The sequence below is a fragment of the Vibrio sp. OPT41 genome (assembly GCF_015163595.1).
GTDB classification, from domain to species: Bacteria; Pseudomonadota; Gammaproteobacteria; order Enterobacterales; family Vibrionaceae; genus Vibrio; species Vibrio alginolyticus.
Genome location: NZ_JADDYH010000054.1, coordinates 153,488 through 168,507, shown reverse-complemented (window position 1 = coordinate 168,507; position 15,020 = coordinate 153,488). Strand labels below are relative to the sequence as shown.

Here is a 15,020-nt window from a genome sequence, read left to right as displayed (position 1 = left end):
AAAAACTAAGGCACGCAGAGGCCGAACAACTTCGAGGCGCACAAAATGAACGACAAACATACTGACACAAAGAATGCCACCCAACCCTAACCCGCCGATCCAGGCTAAGTTAATCAGTTTTTGCTCCGAAAAGCTTTGTAGCTTAAATACAAACTCATCGATTTGTTCAACAAAACCGGCCACTAGGAGTTGATATTCTGCCGGGTTGTCTCCTCTAAGCACCGCCTTGAGTTCATGCCATCTGATAATAAGACGGTAGTAATCGTGAGTGATGTCTTCTGGCACAGACCAATGCTGAAGCGCTTTCATTGAAGGTGAATATATCGAATGTTCAAATGCGTCAATATGTGAAGAATAGTCAACAGATTTAACCTGAATATCATTCGCCAGACGGTAGCTTTGCATTCGCATCGAGCCAGCAACATTGACGGCTTCAGCATCGTTCAAACTGGACGCTAACGTAAAAATCGCAAAACCAGTCGTAGCGACTGAGAGCAGCAAAATAAGAAGCATCGCGGACGCAATCGTGCGCGTCACCGACTTTTTCACATTTTTAAACAATCTGAGTTCCTCGCCCATTAACAATCCTATTTTTACGTGCAATGAACCCATTACCTTTCAACTTTATCAATATGTGATCACCTGCGACGGAATTTATTGATCCAAAACAATATTGCATACCATTTACCCCCTAAGAGGTATTTATACAAATATGTCAAAAACTACAATTTCGTTAGTTTAAATGACAGTTTATTAATGAAAATTGTGGACTATGCTTAGTTTGGGTTCCAAGTTTCGAGGTGACTAAGTGGTAGACCTTTCCAGAAGAAGACTCTTTGCAAGAAAAGCGCACCCCGACAACGCCGTACGTTTGCCTTGGTTAACTAAACCGCAACAGTTTACGGACGATTGCACTCGCTGCGGTAAATGCATTGAGGCCTGTGAAACAAAGATTATAACCAAAAGTGATGGCGGATTCCCCTCGGTCGATTTTTCCATCGATGAATGCACATTTTGCTATCAATGTGCAAACGCCTGTCCTGAGCCCCTTTTCTTGCCAGAAACAGAACAACCTTGGCAAGCAAAAGCAAGTATCAACGATAACTGCTTAGCAAAACAAAATGTCGAATGCCGAAGTTGTGGGGATATGTGCGACCCGATGGCAATTCAGTTCAAATTAGAACTGGGGAAAGTAGCACAACCCAATTTAGACCTTGATGAGTGTAACGGCTGCGGCGCCTGTGTTTCAGTGTGCCCGACTTCATCCATCAATGTGAGCAATATAACAGCCTAAGCCGAATGTCGTCGGCCAAAGGCAATAAAAATAAATGAGAGAGCTATATGTCACTAAATGAAGTGCATATTTCAAGTTTGGTAGTACATGTGCTGCCGGAACATTTGGACGAAATCAAACAAAAGATAGAAGCACACGAAAATGCGGAAATCTATGGTGACAGTCCTGAAGGCAAGATTATCGTCGTACTTGAAACTGAGAACCAAGGTTTCATCACAGACACTATCGATGCCATTAACAATTTACCGAACGTCTTAAGCACGGTATTGGTTTATCACCAAATCGAAACTGGGCTTGAAGAAACGGATGAAGAAGACACTGGAACACAACATTCCCAAATCGAGGGTGAAGTATGAAAATGACAAGACGTGCGTTTGTGAAAGCAAACGCGGCTGCATCAGCTGCTGCTGTCGCAGGTGTGACACTACCAGCATCTGCAGCCAACCTGATTGCAAGCTCTGATCAAACCAAAATCACATGGGACAAAGCACCTTGTCGTTTCTGTGGTACAGGCTGTTCTGTTCTTGTTGGCACTCAAAACGGCAAAGTGGTAGCAACACAGGGTGACCCAGAAGCACCAGTAAACAAAGGTCTGAACTGCATCAAAGGTTACTTCCTTTCTAAGATCATGTACGGTCAAGACCGTCTAACTCAACCGATGCTACGAATGAAAGATGGCAAATTCCACAAAGATGGTGAATTTACACCTATCTCTTGGGATGACGCTTTCGACATCATGGCTGAGAAATGGAAAGCTTCCCTCGAGAAAAAAGGCCCAACAAGCGTAGGTATGTTTGGCTCAGGCCAATGGACAGTAATGGAAGGCTACGCTGCGTCAAAGTTAATGAAAGCAGGCTTCCGATCAAACAACATTGATCCAAACGCTCGTCACTGTATGGCTTCTGCCGTTGTAGGTTTCATGCGCGCATTCGGTATCGATGAGCCAATGGGTTGTTACGATGACTTTGAGAACGCAGACGCTTTCGTTCTTTGGGGCTCAAACATGGCAGAGATGCACCCGGTTCTATGGACTCGCATTACTGACCGCCGCCTAAGCCACCCTCACGTTAAAGTGAACGTGCTTTCTACTTACTACCATCGTTCATTTGAGTTGGCAGACCACGGCTACATTTTCAATCCTCAGTCTGACCTTGCAATTGCTAACTTCATCGCAAACTACATCATCGAAAACGATGCAGTAAACTGGGACTTCGTGAACAAACACACGAACTTCACTCAAGCAGACACTGACATCGGCTACGGTCTACGTGACGATGATCCGCTACAAAAAGCAGCGAAGAACCCGAACTCTGGCAAACTCACTTCTATCTCATTCGAAGAGTACAAGAAATCAGTAGCGCCATACACAGTAGAGAAAGCATCTGAAATCTCTGGTGTTGAGAAAGAGAAGCTTATCGAGCTTGCGAAGCAATACGCGGATCCAAACACGAAAGTGATGTCTCTATGGACGATGGGTATGAACCAGCATACTCGTGGTGTATGGATGAATAACTTGGTTTACAACATCCACCTACTAACCGGTAAGATCTCGACTCCGGGGAACAGCCCATTCTCACTAACGGGCCAACCATCAGCATGTGGTACCGCTCGTGAGGTTGGTACGTTTGCTCACCGCCTACCAGCGGACATGGTGGTTGCTAACCCTAAACACCGTAAGATTGCAGAAGACATCTGGAAACTGCCAGAAGGTACGATTCCACCAAAACCTGGCTTCCACGCCGTATTGCAAGACCGTATGCTGAATGACGGCGTTCTGAACTGTTACTGGGTTCAATGTAACAACAACATGCAAGCCGGTCCAAACATCAACACAGAGCGTCTTCCAGGTTACCGCAACCCAGAAAACTTCATCGTTGTGTCTGACCCATACCCGACAGCAACAGCACAAGCAGCAGACCTTATTCTTCCTACCGCAATGTGGATTGAAAAAGAAGGTGCTTACGGTAACGCAGAGCGTCGTACCCAAGCTTGGTACCAACAAGTGGGCACAGTCGGTCAAGCAAAATCCGACCTTTGGCAGCTAATGGAGTTCTCGAAACGCTTCAAAATGGAAGAAGTGTGGCCTGAAGAGCTTCTAGCGAAAGCGCCTCAATACCGTGGTAAAACAATGTACGACGTACTTTACCGCAATGGTAACGTCGACAAATTCCCTATCGAAGAAGCTCGTGAACTGAATGACGATGCTCACCACTTCGGTTTCTATGTTCAAAAAGGTCTGTTTGAGGAATACGCAACATTTGGCCGTGGTCACGGGCATGATTTGGCTCCATACGACCGCTACCACCAAGTACGTGGTCTACGTTGGCCTGTTGTTGATGGTAAAGAAACACAGTGGCGCTTTAAAGAAGGTTCAGACCCATACGCGAAAGAAGGTTCTGGTTGGGACTTCTACGGCAATGCTGACGGCAAAGCGAAGATCATTTCCGCGCCATACGAAGCGCCACCAGAAGTACCGAACGATGAATTTGATATGTGGTTATGTACTGGTCGTGTTCTTGAACATTGGCACACAGGCACCATGACTCGTCGTGTACCTGAATTATACAAAGCAGTACCAGACGCAGTGTGTTACATGCACCCAGAAGACGCAAAAGCACGCAATGTTCGTCGTGGTGAAGAAGTACTCATGGCAAACAAACGCGGTGAAGTACGCGTTCGTGTTGAAACTCGCGGTCGTAACCGTCCGCCAAAAGGCTTGGTATTCGTACCGTTCTTTGATGCACGTATTTTGATTAACAAGCTTATCCTAGATGCGACTGATCCACTGTCTAAACAGACAGACTTTAAGAAGTGCCCAGTCAAAATCACTAAGATTGCTTAACCTTCAGATACTGAATGCTACGGCCGTCATTATGGCGGCCTAATAAAGAATTTAAGCCATAAAGGCGGAGATGAAATGATGAAAAAATTACTTGTCGCAGTTTTATCTGTAGGTGCGTTAGTGACAGGCATTGCGCAAGCTGAGTTGGATAATCCAGGTGGTATTGGAGGTCTAGAATCTTTACGTGGAATGTCTCAATTGGAAGATACGCGTCCAGCAGACGAGTTCAAAGACTTCCCTAAAGATCAAATTGTTGAAGACAGCTATGTTTATCAACCACCGTTGATCCCACACAGCATTCGTCACTACGAAATTTCGTTAAATGCTAACAAGTGTCTTGCATGCCATAGCTGGAAAAATGCAAAAGAGTCAGGTGCGACTAAAATTAGCGTAACGCACTATGTAAACAGAGAAGATGCGGTACTGGCAGATATGTCTCCTCGTCGTTACTTCTGTTTGCAATGTCACGTTCCACAAACGGATGCAAAACCACTAGTGGAAAACGAGTTTAAGGCAGTCGATTCGCTTCAGTAATTGAAACGCGAGTACTAAGAGGTTACTTATGAAAATACTTAAAGCGTTTTGGAAGAGACTGTCGAGCCCGAGTAAAGCTGCCGCTGGTGTGGTTTTATTTCTAGGCTTCGCTGGTGGCCTTCTATTTTGGGGCGCATTCAACACAGGTATGGAAGCAACCAACACAGAAGAATTCTGTTCTGGCTGTCACGCGCCGATCGTTGCTGAAATTCAAGAAACAATTCACTACTCCAACCGATCTGGTGTTCGTGCGATTTGTTCAGACTGTCACGTTCCTCATGAATGGACGGATAAGATCGTTCGTAAAGTACAGGCATCTAAAGAGCTATTTGCACACTTCGTAACGAAGACGATCGATACGCCAGAGAAGTTCCAAGAGCGTCGTGGACACCTCGCAGAGCGAGAGTGGGCACGTATGAAAAAGAATGACTCTCTTGAATGTCGTAACTGTCATGAGTTTGATTTCATGGATTACTCTCAGCAAGGATCACGTGCGGCAGAACAACACTCCACCGCTCTAGCTTCAGGCGAGAAAACATGTGTAGACTGTCACAAAGGTATTGCGCACAAACTACCCGACATGAGCGGCGTTGAAGGCTGGCACTAAGGAGACTTACCATGAGTACATTAGAATCTGTAATTTGGCATATCCTTGGCTACAGTGCTATGCCAGTGATTATTCTTTCCGGCTTTGTGGCGGTAGCAGCAATCTCTCTCTGGCTGCTGTCATTTGGTAAGGATAAAGAGGTGTAACGTAACGCATCTCTACTCGTCAACTAGCCTATTTGTTGACACTGAGCGCCGAGCAAATGCTCGGCGCTTTTTATTTATTACTCAATGGTACTTGCCAACAATAAACAAGTAATCATACATAAAAAAAGCGACCATAAAGGCCGCTAAGATTTACTGCTATAGGGAGTTGTTTAAGATTCTTTCACTGGCAGAACCTGTTTGACGTATTGTCCTGGCGCTTCATCAATAACCGGATGGTTTTCTGAGCCAATAGGGAAAGGCTCAACTTGCTCTTTAGGGTTGAATTGGAGTAACCACTCGTTCCAGTGTGTCCACCACGATCCCTCTTTGTGTTCCGCGTTATTCAACCACTCATCAGCAGAGTCATCCAAATTATCGTTCAACCAATAACCATACTTATTTCTAGCTGGAGGGTTCACGATGCCCGCAATATGACCAGACTCACCGAGGACAAACGTTTTGTTACCACCCGTGTTCAGCGCACCACGGTAAGTTCCCTGCCATAACGCAATGTGGTCTTCTTTCGTTGACACAAAATAGCTAGGAATTTTGATCTTATTTAGATCAATCCATACTCCACCAATTTTGACGCCTTTATCTTGCACCAGCTTGTTCTCTAAATAGAGCTCGCGAAGCAAGAAATTGTGAGATGCAGCGCTGACGTTGGTGCTATCGCTATTCCAGTACAACAAGTCGAAATCAACCGGACTGTTACCCTTCAAGTAATTGTCGACGTAGTAGTTCCAGTACAAGCTGTTTTCACGCAGTAAACTAAACGTCACGCTTAAGGAACGGCCGTCCATATACCCTTTTGCGTTATTTTGCGCTTCAATTGCACTAACAATGGTGTCATTGATATACGCGCCGACTTCACCTGGTTGAGAGAAGTCGAGCAACGTGGTGAAGAAAGTGGCAGACTTAATGCGCTTCTTCATACGTTTTGCAGCGTAGTAGGCAACCGTGCTTGCTAAAACAGTACCACCGATACAATAACCAGCAGCATTGATTTGCTCTTGTCCTGTTATATCTTCAATTGCAGCGACGGCTTTCACTACGCCTTCTGTCACGTAGTCACCAAACTCTATGTGCGCTTGTGCCTTGCCTGGATTGCGCCAAGACATCATAAATACACTATGCCCCTGCTCTAACAACCATCGAACCATTGAGTTCTTTGCTGTTAAATCAAGGATGTAGTATTTATTGATGAAAGGTGGGACGATGAGCAGCGGCGTCGCATTCACTTTCTCTGTTAGAGGTCGATATTGAATCAACTCAAACAATTCGTTTTGAAAAACCACATTGCCCTGTGTCGTCGCAACGTCATCGCCCACGCGGAATGCATTGTTATTCGTCATACGAATTTTTAAAATGTCTGCGCTCGACTCAACGTCTTCTTTCAACTGCTCTAAGCCTGCCAGTAAGTTTTGACCGTTTTGCTCAAGTGTCAGCTTCAAAAGCTCTGGGTTAGTGGCGATGAAGTTGGAAGGAGAAAGGGCGTTAATGGCTTGGCGAGAGAAAAAAATAATACGTTCTTTCGTCTTTTCATCTAAGCCTTCCAAAGACTCGATGGTGTCCAGATAGGTCTTACTAAATAAAAGGTAGGATTGTTTGATGAAGCTATACATGGCTTCATTTTGCCACGCTTCGTTTGAGAAACGCTTATCCCCTTTTTCAGCTTCGACGATTTGTGCTTGGTTCCCTGCCAATGCAACATTCTGCCAAATTTGCAGCTGCTGTTCCCACCACTGTGCTTGCAGCTTTAAAATCGCAGCAGGCTGATTCGCAGCTTGTTCGAACAGTTTGGCAGTATCCTCAAAGTTCACTTCTTGCATGGCCTTGTTTAAAGGAGAGTTCACGACTGCCTTGTTCACTTCGAAATCATGCCACCACTGATGATTGGTTTCCTGAAGCTTCACAAGATAGTCCGAAAAGAAGTGTTGAAACATAGTCTTACTCCTATATTCGGAAAAAACAACGCCGCCCAAATCTAGGGGCGGCGAGAATCGGACAAATTACGCTGGAGTAACAGTCTTTAGATTTTCCGAAGTCATTTTCTCAACGTCTTCTTTGAACTCTTTTGCAATCGCTTGAAGCTTGTTGCTGTCATCCATCATTTGTTGAGAAAGTTTAGTAAGTACGCTTAGTTGCTGACTGTTGAAAGCAGTCAATGACGTTACGTCTTTGATTTCTGTCGCTGCTTTCATCTGGTTTAGACCCACTTCACTGTATGTGCGAATGGCGTTCAATTGAAGCTCGGTCAACACTTCTACGTTTTTTGTCACTAGCTTGTTGAACTTCAAGTAAGGTTCTAGATTTTTTTCAGTTTGATCGCTAAATGTTTTGAAGAAATCTGTGTACATGGTTTGTCTCCTAGAGAAAGAATTAAAAATGTCCGTTTAAATAATTACTTAACTGTCTTTACAACCACAGCCGTGCCCATGCCGCCGCCCACACAAAGTGAAGCAACGCCATATTGACCATTTTGCTTATGAAGCTCGTGAACCAGCGTGACTAAGATTCGGTTGCCAGAAGCACCAAGCGGGTGTCCTAGCGCGATAGCACCACCGTTAAAGTTCGCTTTGTCTTGAATCGCGTTAACTGGAACTTGGTTTGTTTCCGCCAACTGATGAATCACGCCAAGTGCTTGCGCTGCAAATGCTTCGTTTAACTCGTAAACGTCGATGTCGTGTACACTGAGTTCCGCTTTTGCGAGTGCTTTATTGACCGACTCAACAGGACCTAGGCCCATGATCTTCGGATCAAGACCCGATTGCGCGTAGCTTACGATCTCAGCAAGCGGCGTTAATCCATGCGCTTTAACTGCGCTTTCAGACGCCACGATAATCGCACTCGCGCCATCGTTAATACCTGATGCATTACCCGCAGTCACAGTGCCTTCGCGGTCAAAAGCAGGACGTAGCTTGCTTAAGGCTTCCATTGTCGCGTTCGCTTTTGGGTATTCATCCGTATCAAACATCACGGTTTCACGGCGTTGCTTTACTTCCACTGGCACAATTTCGTCTTGAAATTTGCCAGCTTCGATAGCGGCTACCGCTTTCTGTTGGCTAGACAGCGCGTATTCGTCTTGCTGCTGGCGAGTTAAGCCGATTTGTTTTGCTACGTTTTCTGCCGTCACACCCATGTGATATTGGTTGTAAACATCGGTTAAACCGTCCGCTACGAGCAGATCTTTTAGCTCCAGATTGCCCATTTTGTTGCCATCACGAATGCTGCTTGGTGCGGCAAACGGAATCTGAGACATGACTTCAACACCCGCTGCAACAACGATCTCAGCATCGCCACTACGGATATGGGACACGGCATCCATGACCGTTTTCATGCCACTACCGCAAACCATGTTTACGCCATATGCAGGAACAGATTCAGGAATCCCCGCAAACAGTGCCGCTTGGCGGCCAACACCCATTCCTTGACCTGCACCAACAACGTTGCCAACAATCACTTCGTCAACCTTGTCGCCAGGCAACTTTGCCGCTTCCAACGCGCCTTTAATCGCTACTGCTGCCAGATCGCCAGCAGAAGTATTTTTCAGGCTGCCACCAAAAGCACCAATTGGAGTACGCTTCGCCGCTACGATAAATACTTTTTCCATCATCTTCTCTCCTTAGTGCATGTATAGGCCGCCGTTCACCGACAAAGTCTCTCCGGTGATGTAGGCGCCCGCATCGCTGACCAAGAAGCTCACTGATGCTGCAATTTCCTCTGGTGTCGCAAGACGTTTCATTGGAATTTGGTTCGTAATGGATTCCAGCACTTCTGGCTTCATTTGCTCAACCATTGGCGTACCCGTGTAACCCGGAGCGATAACATTAACTGTCACACCCGAGCGAGCACCTTCGTATGCTAAGGCTTTAGAGAAACCGATCATCCCAGCTTTCGCCGCCGAGTAGTTTGCTTGACCAAACTGCCCTTTAAGACCATTGACTGAAGAGATATTGATGACACGACCACCGCCTTTTTCGCACATTGCAGCGAAGAGGGGTTGCGTAACGTTGAATAAACTATTGAGGTTGGTATTGATGACATCATTCCAAGCTTGCGCAGTCATCTTTTTAAACACGCCATCACGTGTGATTCCTGCGTTGTTGACAACAACATCAATGGTTCCCTCCTCCCCAAGCAATTGCGCCAATTTCTCTGCACACTCTGTCGTGTTTGTTACATCCAACTCAAAAAGGCGAACCTGATCTTTGGTAAACCCTTTGCTGTTGAACCACTCCAGCGCACATTCGTAGTTACCTGTGAAATAAGTAGCGATTACACGGTAACCGTCATTGACTAATTGAGAGGAAATAGCAGAACCAATTCCGCCTTTTGATCCAGTGATCAAAGCGACTTTCTTCATTGAAGACTCCATTCTTAACGGCATTTAAAAAGCAAACTTAATACACTGATGAAATAGTTCACCAACTGACGTGTTTATTTATTCTTTTGACAACCAATCCCGTGCTGCCTTTATTTTAAGTTAACCTAGAAATATTACATTTCAAATAAAAAACTCACCCAATTGCATAAGATTGATTTAGATCTCATTACCCGTGAAATGTTATAAAATGGTTAATTTTACATAAGTCATTGTTTTAAATCACACTTCCACAAAAGCCACACCAACAGAAATAGAAACATAATTATTAAATATCATGAGCTTACATACAGAATGGTAGACGTTACATTATGTCATGATTTAAGATCTGAATTTTAAGCCTATATGATTACAACAAACTTGAGATTAGAATAATAATTCAATTATCGGTAAAAATAATTATCAAACATATCATTTAATTACTGCATTTAATGATAATTTAGTTATCAATTAGATTATTTTAATACAGTGATGATTAATACCGATAAAATATAATAAATTAAACATATTTAATCTAAACATGATATAAGAGCTTGTCTCATACTGGTGCAATACGCACTATTATGACGCATAGATTAAAATATAATTTCATTTTAAATTTATATACTCGAAGAACATCAACTAGCTACTAGTGAAAGTAATCGTTCGCTTTGTAGTAGCATCCTTTTCCACTTTGCACTATCTTTGTGGCTTCTCTTTAATCACTAAATCATCAACAGATATGAATCTTGCATTGCTCAGTATGTTCATCCCTACTTTCTTTTTTGTCTCAATCACGCCTGGTATGTGCATGACTCTCGCCCTAACGTTAGGTATGAGTATCGGTTATCGTCGCACGTTATGGATGATGATAGGAGAACTTCTCGGTGTTGCGCTGGTGTCAGTCTCTGCGGTGTTAGGTATCGCTGCGATTATGCTCAATTATCCTTGGATGTTTATCGCGTTAAAGTTCATTGGTGGCGGTTATTTACTCTATCTTGGTGTTGAAATGTGGCGATCGCGAGGGAAACTTGCGATTAATGTCGACAACTTAGAAACACCAAAGAGTGACAATATCGCACTGATCATGCAAGGCTTCGTTACTGCAATCGCAAACCCAAAAGGCTGGGCATTTATGATTTCTCTTTTACCGCCTTTTATAGACCAAAACGCAGCACTTGCACCGCAACTGATCATACTTGTCTCTATTATTTTACTGTTTGAGTTCATTTGCATGTCTCTGTACGCTACTGGTGGTAAAGGGTTGAAACACGTATTAGGTCAGTCTAAGAATGTACGCCTAATGAACCGTATCGCAGGCACTTTAATGATGGGAGTTGGTGTTTGGTTGCTACTAAGCTAAGGCAAACTGGAAACAATGAAAAATATTCTGAATAAAATCGCTAAAGTCATGGGTGAAGTATTGGACTTTCAAGCCCGAGTTTGGGTTGTGAACGTCTATAGCGGTGAGCATAAAGGCGAGTCTTATGTCGTTAATGAAGATGCTTTCTCTGTACCTCTTCAGTGGATGAAGAAGAAAGGCTACCAAGAGTCGATGTTGAATAAAGTCGAAGCAATGAAGCGCTCACAAGTCTTAGAGTTCGATTTGGGACTTGTGAAACATCGCTTGATGCGCGTGAAATAAGCACAAAAAAGCGCCACTCAAGATGAGTGGCGCAAGCACTTTTACCTTAAAAATAATGCTACGGCGCAGCGTCGATCTCAACTGGAAGATAATGTTTCGGCTCCAGTTTCAACCACTCCGGCAGAACAGTACCAATCGAAATCGAAGACCATGTACCCGACAGAACGCCAATAAACATGGCGGTTGAGAAACCAGCCAAAGGCGCTCCTCCCATAATCCATAATGCACCAACAGTGATCAATGTCGTACCAGATGTCACCATGGTGCGTGAAAACGTCGCGATAACAGCTTGATCATTGATGTCTTCTGTTTTCCAACTCTGTTTCGCAATCAACAGCTCACGGATTCGGTCTGCAATGATGATAGAGTCATTCAATGAGTAACCTAAAATTGCTAACACCGCTGCAAAAACGGTTAAGTTGAACTCCATTTGAGTAACTGCAAAAAAACCAAGCACTAAGATCACATCATGGGCCAAAGCAAACAGTGAACCACTGGCCAAACGCCACTCAAAACGGAAACACAAGTAACCGAGAATACTCAACACACAAATCAACAATGCTAAGCCACCTTGTTCAAACAAGTCTTGGCCAACTTGAGCGCCAACTATACTGTTGCTGACAACATCAACTTGGTGAGAGATTGGCTTCAACACCTCTTCTACACTTGGCAACGTTTGTCCATCTTCCGGCGCAGAGTAACGAATCACCCAACGGCCATCTTCACCAGAGCGTGTCACTGACGCAGATTCACCAAGCTTTGGTTGCAGAACGTCAAGCAGATCATGGTTAGTTAGCTGCTTATCTACCTTTACTTCTGTCACCATACCGCCAGTGAAGTCCAAACCTAGGTTCAACCCTTTAAAGCCTAGAGCGACGATCGCGATCACCGTTAAAATGATGGAAACTAGCGTAGTAAAGTAGCGAATTTTACGAATATTTTGTTTTAGCATTTCGACCATGATTAAACCCTCACATCACGACGGGCATCGCGGCCCCAAATTAAATTGATCATTGCTCGAGAGGCAAATACGCCTGTAAACATACTGGTTAACAAACCTAATCCGAGTGTTAAGGCAAAGCCTTGGATTGGGCCATTACCGATGGCGTACAAAATCACGGCGGTGATCATGGTAGTAATGTTGGCATCAAGGATGGTCGAGAATGCGCTGTCAAAGCCAAGATCAATCGCTTGAGCGAAGCTGCGGCCTTCACGCATTTTGTCCTTAATACGTTCAAAGATAATAACGTTGGTGTCTACTGCCATACCGACGGTTAACACTAAACCGGCAATACCCGGAAGCGTTAGAACCGCTCCTGGTAACAAGGCGATTAAGCCAAGCAAACAAAGCATGTTGGCACAAAGCGCCACGTTTGCAACCCAACCTAAGCGGCGGTACCAAAGTGCCATAAAGGTCAGTGTTAGTCCCATACCTAAAGCCAGTGCTGCAAAACCGTTTTCAATGTTTTCTGCCCCCAGAGAAGCACCGATTGTTCGCTCTTCCACAATAGTAACCGGCGCGGTCAGTGACCCCGCGCGAAGCAATAGCGCCAACTGCTGCGCATCGTCCATGCTACCTGCCCCAGTAATACGGAACTGGCTACCAAGCTGAGATTGAATAGTCGCGACGCTGATAACGCGCTCACTACGCTCAGTTACACCGCGATCGTTTGTTTTGTATTCACGGTAAACGGTCGCCATTGGCTTGCCGATGTGAGTTGCTGAGAAGTCACTCATTTTCTTACCACCAGCGTGGTCAAGAGAAATATTGACTTCTGACATGCCCATTTTGTCGACACCAGCACGAGCGTTCACGATGTGCTCGCCCGTTAGAACTGGTCGTTTTGACAAAATCACAGTACGACCATCATTATCTTGAAGAACAAGATCTTGGCTGCTGTGTGCTTGGCTCGCATCTTTCACTTCATAAAACGCCAAGCTTGCTGTTGCACCAATAACGTTTTTCGCTTGAGCAGGATCTTGTACACCAGGGAGTTCAATTCGAATGCTCTCTTTACCTTGGCGTTGCACTAGTGCTTCTGTGATACCAAGTTCTTCAATACGACCACGCATGATCTTCAGGTTTTGTTGAAGAGTCGACGATTGAAATTCTTGGATATTTTGTTCACTCGGTTCAAGCACAAAGCCACGAGATGAACTTTTTGAAATCCAGCCCGGGTAGTTTTGACGCAAGAGCTTGTTCACTTCCGACAATGCTTGCTCGCTGTCACTGTTTACCGTAATTCGGTTGCCGCTCTCTGCTCGAACTTGCACACCACGAACACGTTGATCACGTAGGTTCGCTTTGATTTCATCAATCAACGCATCACGTTGTTCTTCAAACGCTTTATTCACATCAACATTCAACAAGAACTGAACGCCACCACGAAGGTCAAGACCGAGCTTTATTGGGCTAAAGCCCATCTCATTTAACCATTCTGGCGCAACCGATACGTATGAGAAAGTGATGCTGTCGTCTTTATTTAGCTCTTTGTTTAACAACGCACGAGCTTTACTTTGCGCATCTTCACCATCGAATACAATGGTTGTTTTGCCGTCTTTTTCGATGATTTTGTCGGCTGAAATATGGTTGGTTTTTAGCAGTTGATTCAGATGAACAACCGACATTTCGCTGTTGTTTTGATCCGCAAACGTCAACTGGATAGAAGGCTGTTCACCAAACCAAGTTGGTATAGCACTTAGGGTTAAAATAATGACTGTCGTGATTAATACGACATATTTCCAAGCTGAGTAGTGATTCATCAGCTTTCTGTTCTTTTGCTGCTTTGGTGTTTTTTTCATGTAAACATCATCCCTTCACAATGAAGTGAAGCTTTTAATAACAAGGCTTAACACACGACAGATGCTCCCAGAATAAATTCAGGGTATGAAATGCTCAGAACGCTCACGTCCTGTCGAATACAATCGTCGTGCTAAGAGTGCACAATGGTGCAAATAGATGGTGTTTAGGCAGAAAACTGACTATTGAGTGCGACGTACATGGCATTGGTCTCTTTCCAACCAGAAATGCGATGATCGCTTGTGAAATGATAAAATGTGGACTGGTTGTGACGCCAGTTAATGTCCATCAAGCTGTATGCGTAACCCGCATCAGCGTAAAACGGAGTAGTGAGATCGCCGACAAAATCTACGTGCTCGTCATCAAGCCCTTCCCGTAAGTAAGACGTCCAGCGCTGAGAGTTAAACAAAGCAACGGAATCGAGACTTGCATGGCCTTCAGATACTGGAGATTGAGAGCTTTCTTCTGAAACTTCAGAAAAATCGACGGAAGAGTTTGGCGATACACTTACGGCTACAAAAGGTTGTAGCTTAGAAAAGTGCGGTACGTGAGCCTTGTGGTCGATTTGCGCAGCAGATACATGCACTGGTAGCAATACCATTGCAAATAGCAGCAAAATCAACTTTCTAAGGTAAATCCAAGGCATAGGAACTCACTAAAAACACAAAGAGCCAAGTTAGGTCACTTGACTCGTTGATAGTATTCCTATTGATTATGGTTCACAACTAAAAAGTTATAAATCTCTGATTTCAGGTTTGCATCGTTATTGCATTTATCAAAACGTCTTTA

16 protein-coding genes are annotated in these 15,020 nt (G+C 44.4%); 8 read left to right on the top strand and 8 right to left on the bottom strand.

The genetic code is table 11. The annotated features are described in order from the left end of the window. Positions 1-561, bottom strand: a 561-nt coding sequence (locus IQP38_RS26625) for a type IV pili methyl-accepting chemotaxis transducer N-terminal domain-containing protein (RefSeq protein WP_228010145.1), incomplete at its 3' end; no start/stop codon positions are given. A 247-nt stretch (positions 562-808) separates the two neighbouring features. Between IQP38_RS26625 and napF the strand changes: the two genes are divergently transcribed. From napF to IQP38_RS19630, 6 genes are all read left to right on the top strand, one after another. Then, entirely contained in the window at positions 809-1,294 is a 486-nt protein-coding gene (napF, locus tag IQP38_RS19655; RefSeq protein ID WP_080276949.1) for a ferredoxin-type protein NapF, read from the top strand. A 47-nt stretch (positions 1,295-1,341) separates the two neighbouring features. Then, positions 1,342-1,650, top strand: a complete 309-nt coding sequence (locus IQP38_RS19650; RefSeq protein ID WP_005373535.1) for a chaperone NapD — start codon at positions 1,342-1,344, stop codon at positions 1,648-1,650. Beyond that, complete coding sequence (gene napA / locus IQP38_RS19645) at positions 1,647-4,136, top strand: periplasmic nitrate reductase subunit alpha (RefSeq protein WP_005389060.1); 2,490 nt, start codon at positions 1,647-1,649, stop codon at positions 4,134-4,136. Before IQP38_RS19650 ends, napA begins: the two co-directional genes overlap by 4 nt. 78 nt (positions 4,137-4,214) lie before the next feature. After that, on the top strand, positions 4,215-4,670 hold the full coding sequence (locus tag IQP38_RS19640) for a nitrate reductase cytochrome c-type subunit (protein WP_005389061.1): 456 nt from the start codon (positions 4,215-4,217) through the stop codon (positions 4,668-4,670). 28 nt (positions 4,671-4,698) lie between these two features. Next, positions 4,699-5,277 carry a NapC/NirT family cytochrome c gene (locus tag IQP38_RS19635; RefSeq protein ID WP_005373542.1) on the top strand — a complete coding sequence of 193 codons (579 nt, stop codon included), beginning with the start codon at positions 4,699-4,701 and terminating at the stop codon, positions 5,275-5,277. Positions 5,278-5,288: 11 nt separating this feature from the next. Then, positions 5,289-5,423 carry a TIGR02808 family protein gene (locus tag IQP38_RS19630; RefSeq protein ID WP_005373546.1) on the top strand — a complete coding sequence of 45 codons (135 nt, stop codon included), beginning with the start codon at positions 5,289-5,291 and terminating at the stop codon, positions 5,421-5,423. Positions 5,424-5,593: 170 nt separating this feature from the next. Here the strand turns inward: IQP38_RS19630 and phaC are convergent, their stop codons facing one another. The 4 genes from phaC to IQP38_RS19610 form a co-directional block, all read right to left on the bottom strand. Continuing rightward, positions 5,594-7,369 (bottom strand): class I poly(R)-hydroxyalkanoic acid synthase, encoded by a 1,776-nt coding sequence (gene phaC / locus IQP38_RS19625; RefSeq protein WP_054574707.1) that lies wholly within the window; start codon positions 7,367-7,369, stop codon positions 5,594-5,596. A 66-nt stretch (positions 7,370-7,435) separates the two neighbouring features. Next, positions 7,436-7,783, bottom strand: coding sequence for a phasin family protein (locus tag IQP38_RS19620; protein ID WP_005373550.1), 348 nt, complete (start codon positions 7,781-7,783; stop codon positions 7,436-7,438). 44 nt (positions 7,784-7,827) lie between these two features. After that, on the bottom strand, positions 7,828-9,036 hold the full coding sequence (locus tag IQP38_RS19615) for an acetyl-CoA C-acetyltransferase (protein WP_170897050.1): 1,209 nt from the start codon (positions 9,034-9,036) through the stop codon (positions 7,828-7,830). A gap of 12 nt (positions 9,037-9,048) precedes the next feature. Then, on the bottom strand, positions 9,049-9,789 hold the full coding sequence (locus tag IQP38_RS19610; RefSeq protein WP_005373555.1) for an SDR family oxidoreductase: 741 nt from the start codon (positions 9,787-9,789) through the stop codon (positions 9,049-9,051). 739 nt (positions 9,790-10,528) lie between these two features. Between IQP38_RS19610 and IQP38_RS19605 the strand changes: the two genes are divergently transcribed. Together IQP38_RS19605 and IQP38_RS19600 are read left to right on the top strand one after the other, a co-directional pair. Beyond that, positions 10,529-11,149 carry a LysE family translocator gene (locus IQP38_RS19605; protein ID WP_021035942.1) on the top strand — a complete coding sequence of 207 codons (621 nt, stop codon included), beginning with the start codon at positions 10,529-10,531 and terminating at the stop codon, positions 11,147-11,149. A gap of 15 nt (positions 11,150-11,164) precedes the next feature. Continuing rightward, complete coding sequence (locus tag IQP38_RS19600; protein WP_017635186.1) at positions 11,165-11,431, top strand: hypothetical protein; 267 nt, start codon at positions 11,165-11,167, stop codon at positions 11,429-11,431. A 58-nt stretch (positions 11,432-11,489) separates the two neighbouring features. On the opposite strand, the gene secF is transcribed toward IQP38_RS19600, so the two are convergent. The 3 genes from secF to IQP38_RS19585 all read right to left on the bottom strand — a co-directional run bounded on the left by secF (position 11,490) and on the right by IQP38_RS19585 (position 14,877). Beyond that, a complete protein-coding gene (gene secF / locus IQP38_RS19595) occupies positions 11,490-12,392 on the bottom strand; it encodes a protein translocase subunit SecF (RefSeq protein ID WP_054577769.1) in 903 nt (300 codons plus the stop codon). A gap of 2 nt (positions 12,393-12,394) precedes the next feature. After that, positions 12,395-14,233, bottom strand: coding sequence for a protein translocase subunit SecD (gene secD, locus IQP38_RS19590; protein WP_193837923.1), 1,839 nt, complete (start codon positions 14,231-14,233; stop codon positions 12,395-12,397). A 164-nt stretch (positions 14,234-14,397) separates the two neighbouring features. Further along, entirely contained in the window at positions 14,398-14,877 is a 480-nt protein-coding gene (locus tag IQP38_RS19585) for a hypothetical protein (RefSeq protein WP_005373572.1), read from the bottom strand. Positions 14,878-15,020: the final 143 nt, after the last annotated feature.

Bases quoted from the DNA above. Each gene is read 5' to 3' on its own strand.
- IQP38_RS19650 (WP_005373535.1), top strand. From the start codon at position 1,342: ATGTCACTAAATGAAGTGCATATTTCAAGTTTGGTAGTACATGTGCTG.
- napA (WP_005389060.1), top strand. From the start codon at position 1,647: ATGAAAATGACAAGACGTGCGTTTGTGAAAGCAAACGCGGCTGCATCA.
- IQP38_RS19640 (WP_005389061.1), top strand. From the start codon at position 4,215: ATGAAAAAATTACTTGTCGCAGTTTTATCTGTAGGTGCGTTAGTGACA.
- IQP38_RS19635 (WP_005373542.1), top strand. From the start codon at position 4,699: ATGAAAATACTTAAAGCGTTTTGGAAGAGACTGTCGAGCCCGAGTAAA.
- IQP38_RS19630 (WP_005373546.1), top strand. From the start codon at position 5,289: ATGAGTACATTAGAATCTGTAATTTGGCATATCCTTGGCTACAGTGCT.
- phaC (WP_054574707.1), bottom strand. From the start codon at position 7,369: ATGTTTCAACACTTCTTTTCGGACTATCTTGTGAAGCTTCAGGAAACC.
- IQP38_RS19620 (WP_005373550.1), bottom strand. From the start codon at position 7,783: ATGTACACAGATTTCTTCAAAACATTTAGCGATCAAACTGAAAAAAAT.
- IQP38_RS19615 (WP_170897050.1), bottom strand. From the start codon at position 9,036: ATGGAAAAAGTATTTATCGTAGCGGCGAAGCGTACTCCAATTGGTGCT.
- IQP38_RS19610 (WP_005373555.1), bottom strand. From the start codon at position 9,789: ATGAAGAAAGTCGCTTTGATCACTGGATCAAAAGGCGGAATTGGTTCT.
- IQP38_RS19605 (WP_021035942.1), top strand. From the start codon at position 10,529: ATGAATCTTGCATTGCTCAGTATGTTCATCCCTACTTTCTTTTTTGTC.
- IQP38_RS19600 (WP_017635186.1), top strand. From the start codon at position 11,165: ATGAAAAATATTCTGAATAAAATCGCTAAAGTCATGGGTGAAGTATTG.
- secF (WP_054577769.1), bottom strand. From the start codon at position 12,392: ATGGTCGAAATGCTAAAACAAAATATTCGTAAAATTCGCTACTTTACT.
- secD (WP_193837923.1), bottom strand. From the start codon at position 14,233: ATGAAAAAAACACCAAAGCAGCAAAAGAACAGAAAGCTGATGAATCAC.
- IQP38_RS19585 (WP_005373572.1), bottom strand. From the start codon at position 14,877: ATGCCTTGGATTTACCTTAGAAAGTTGATTTTGCTGCTATTTGCAATG.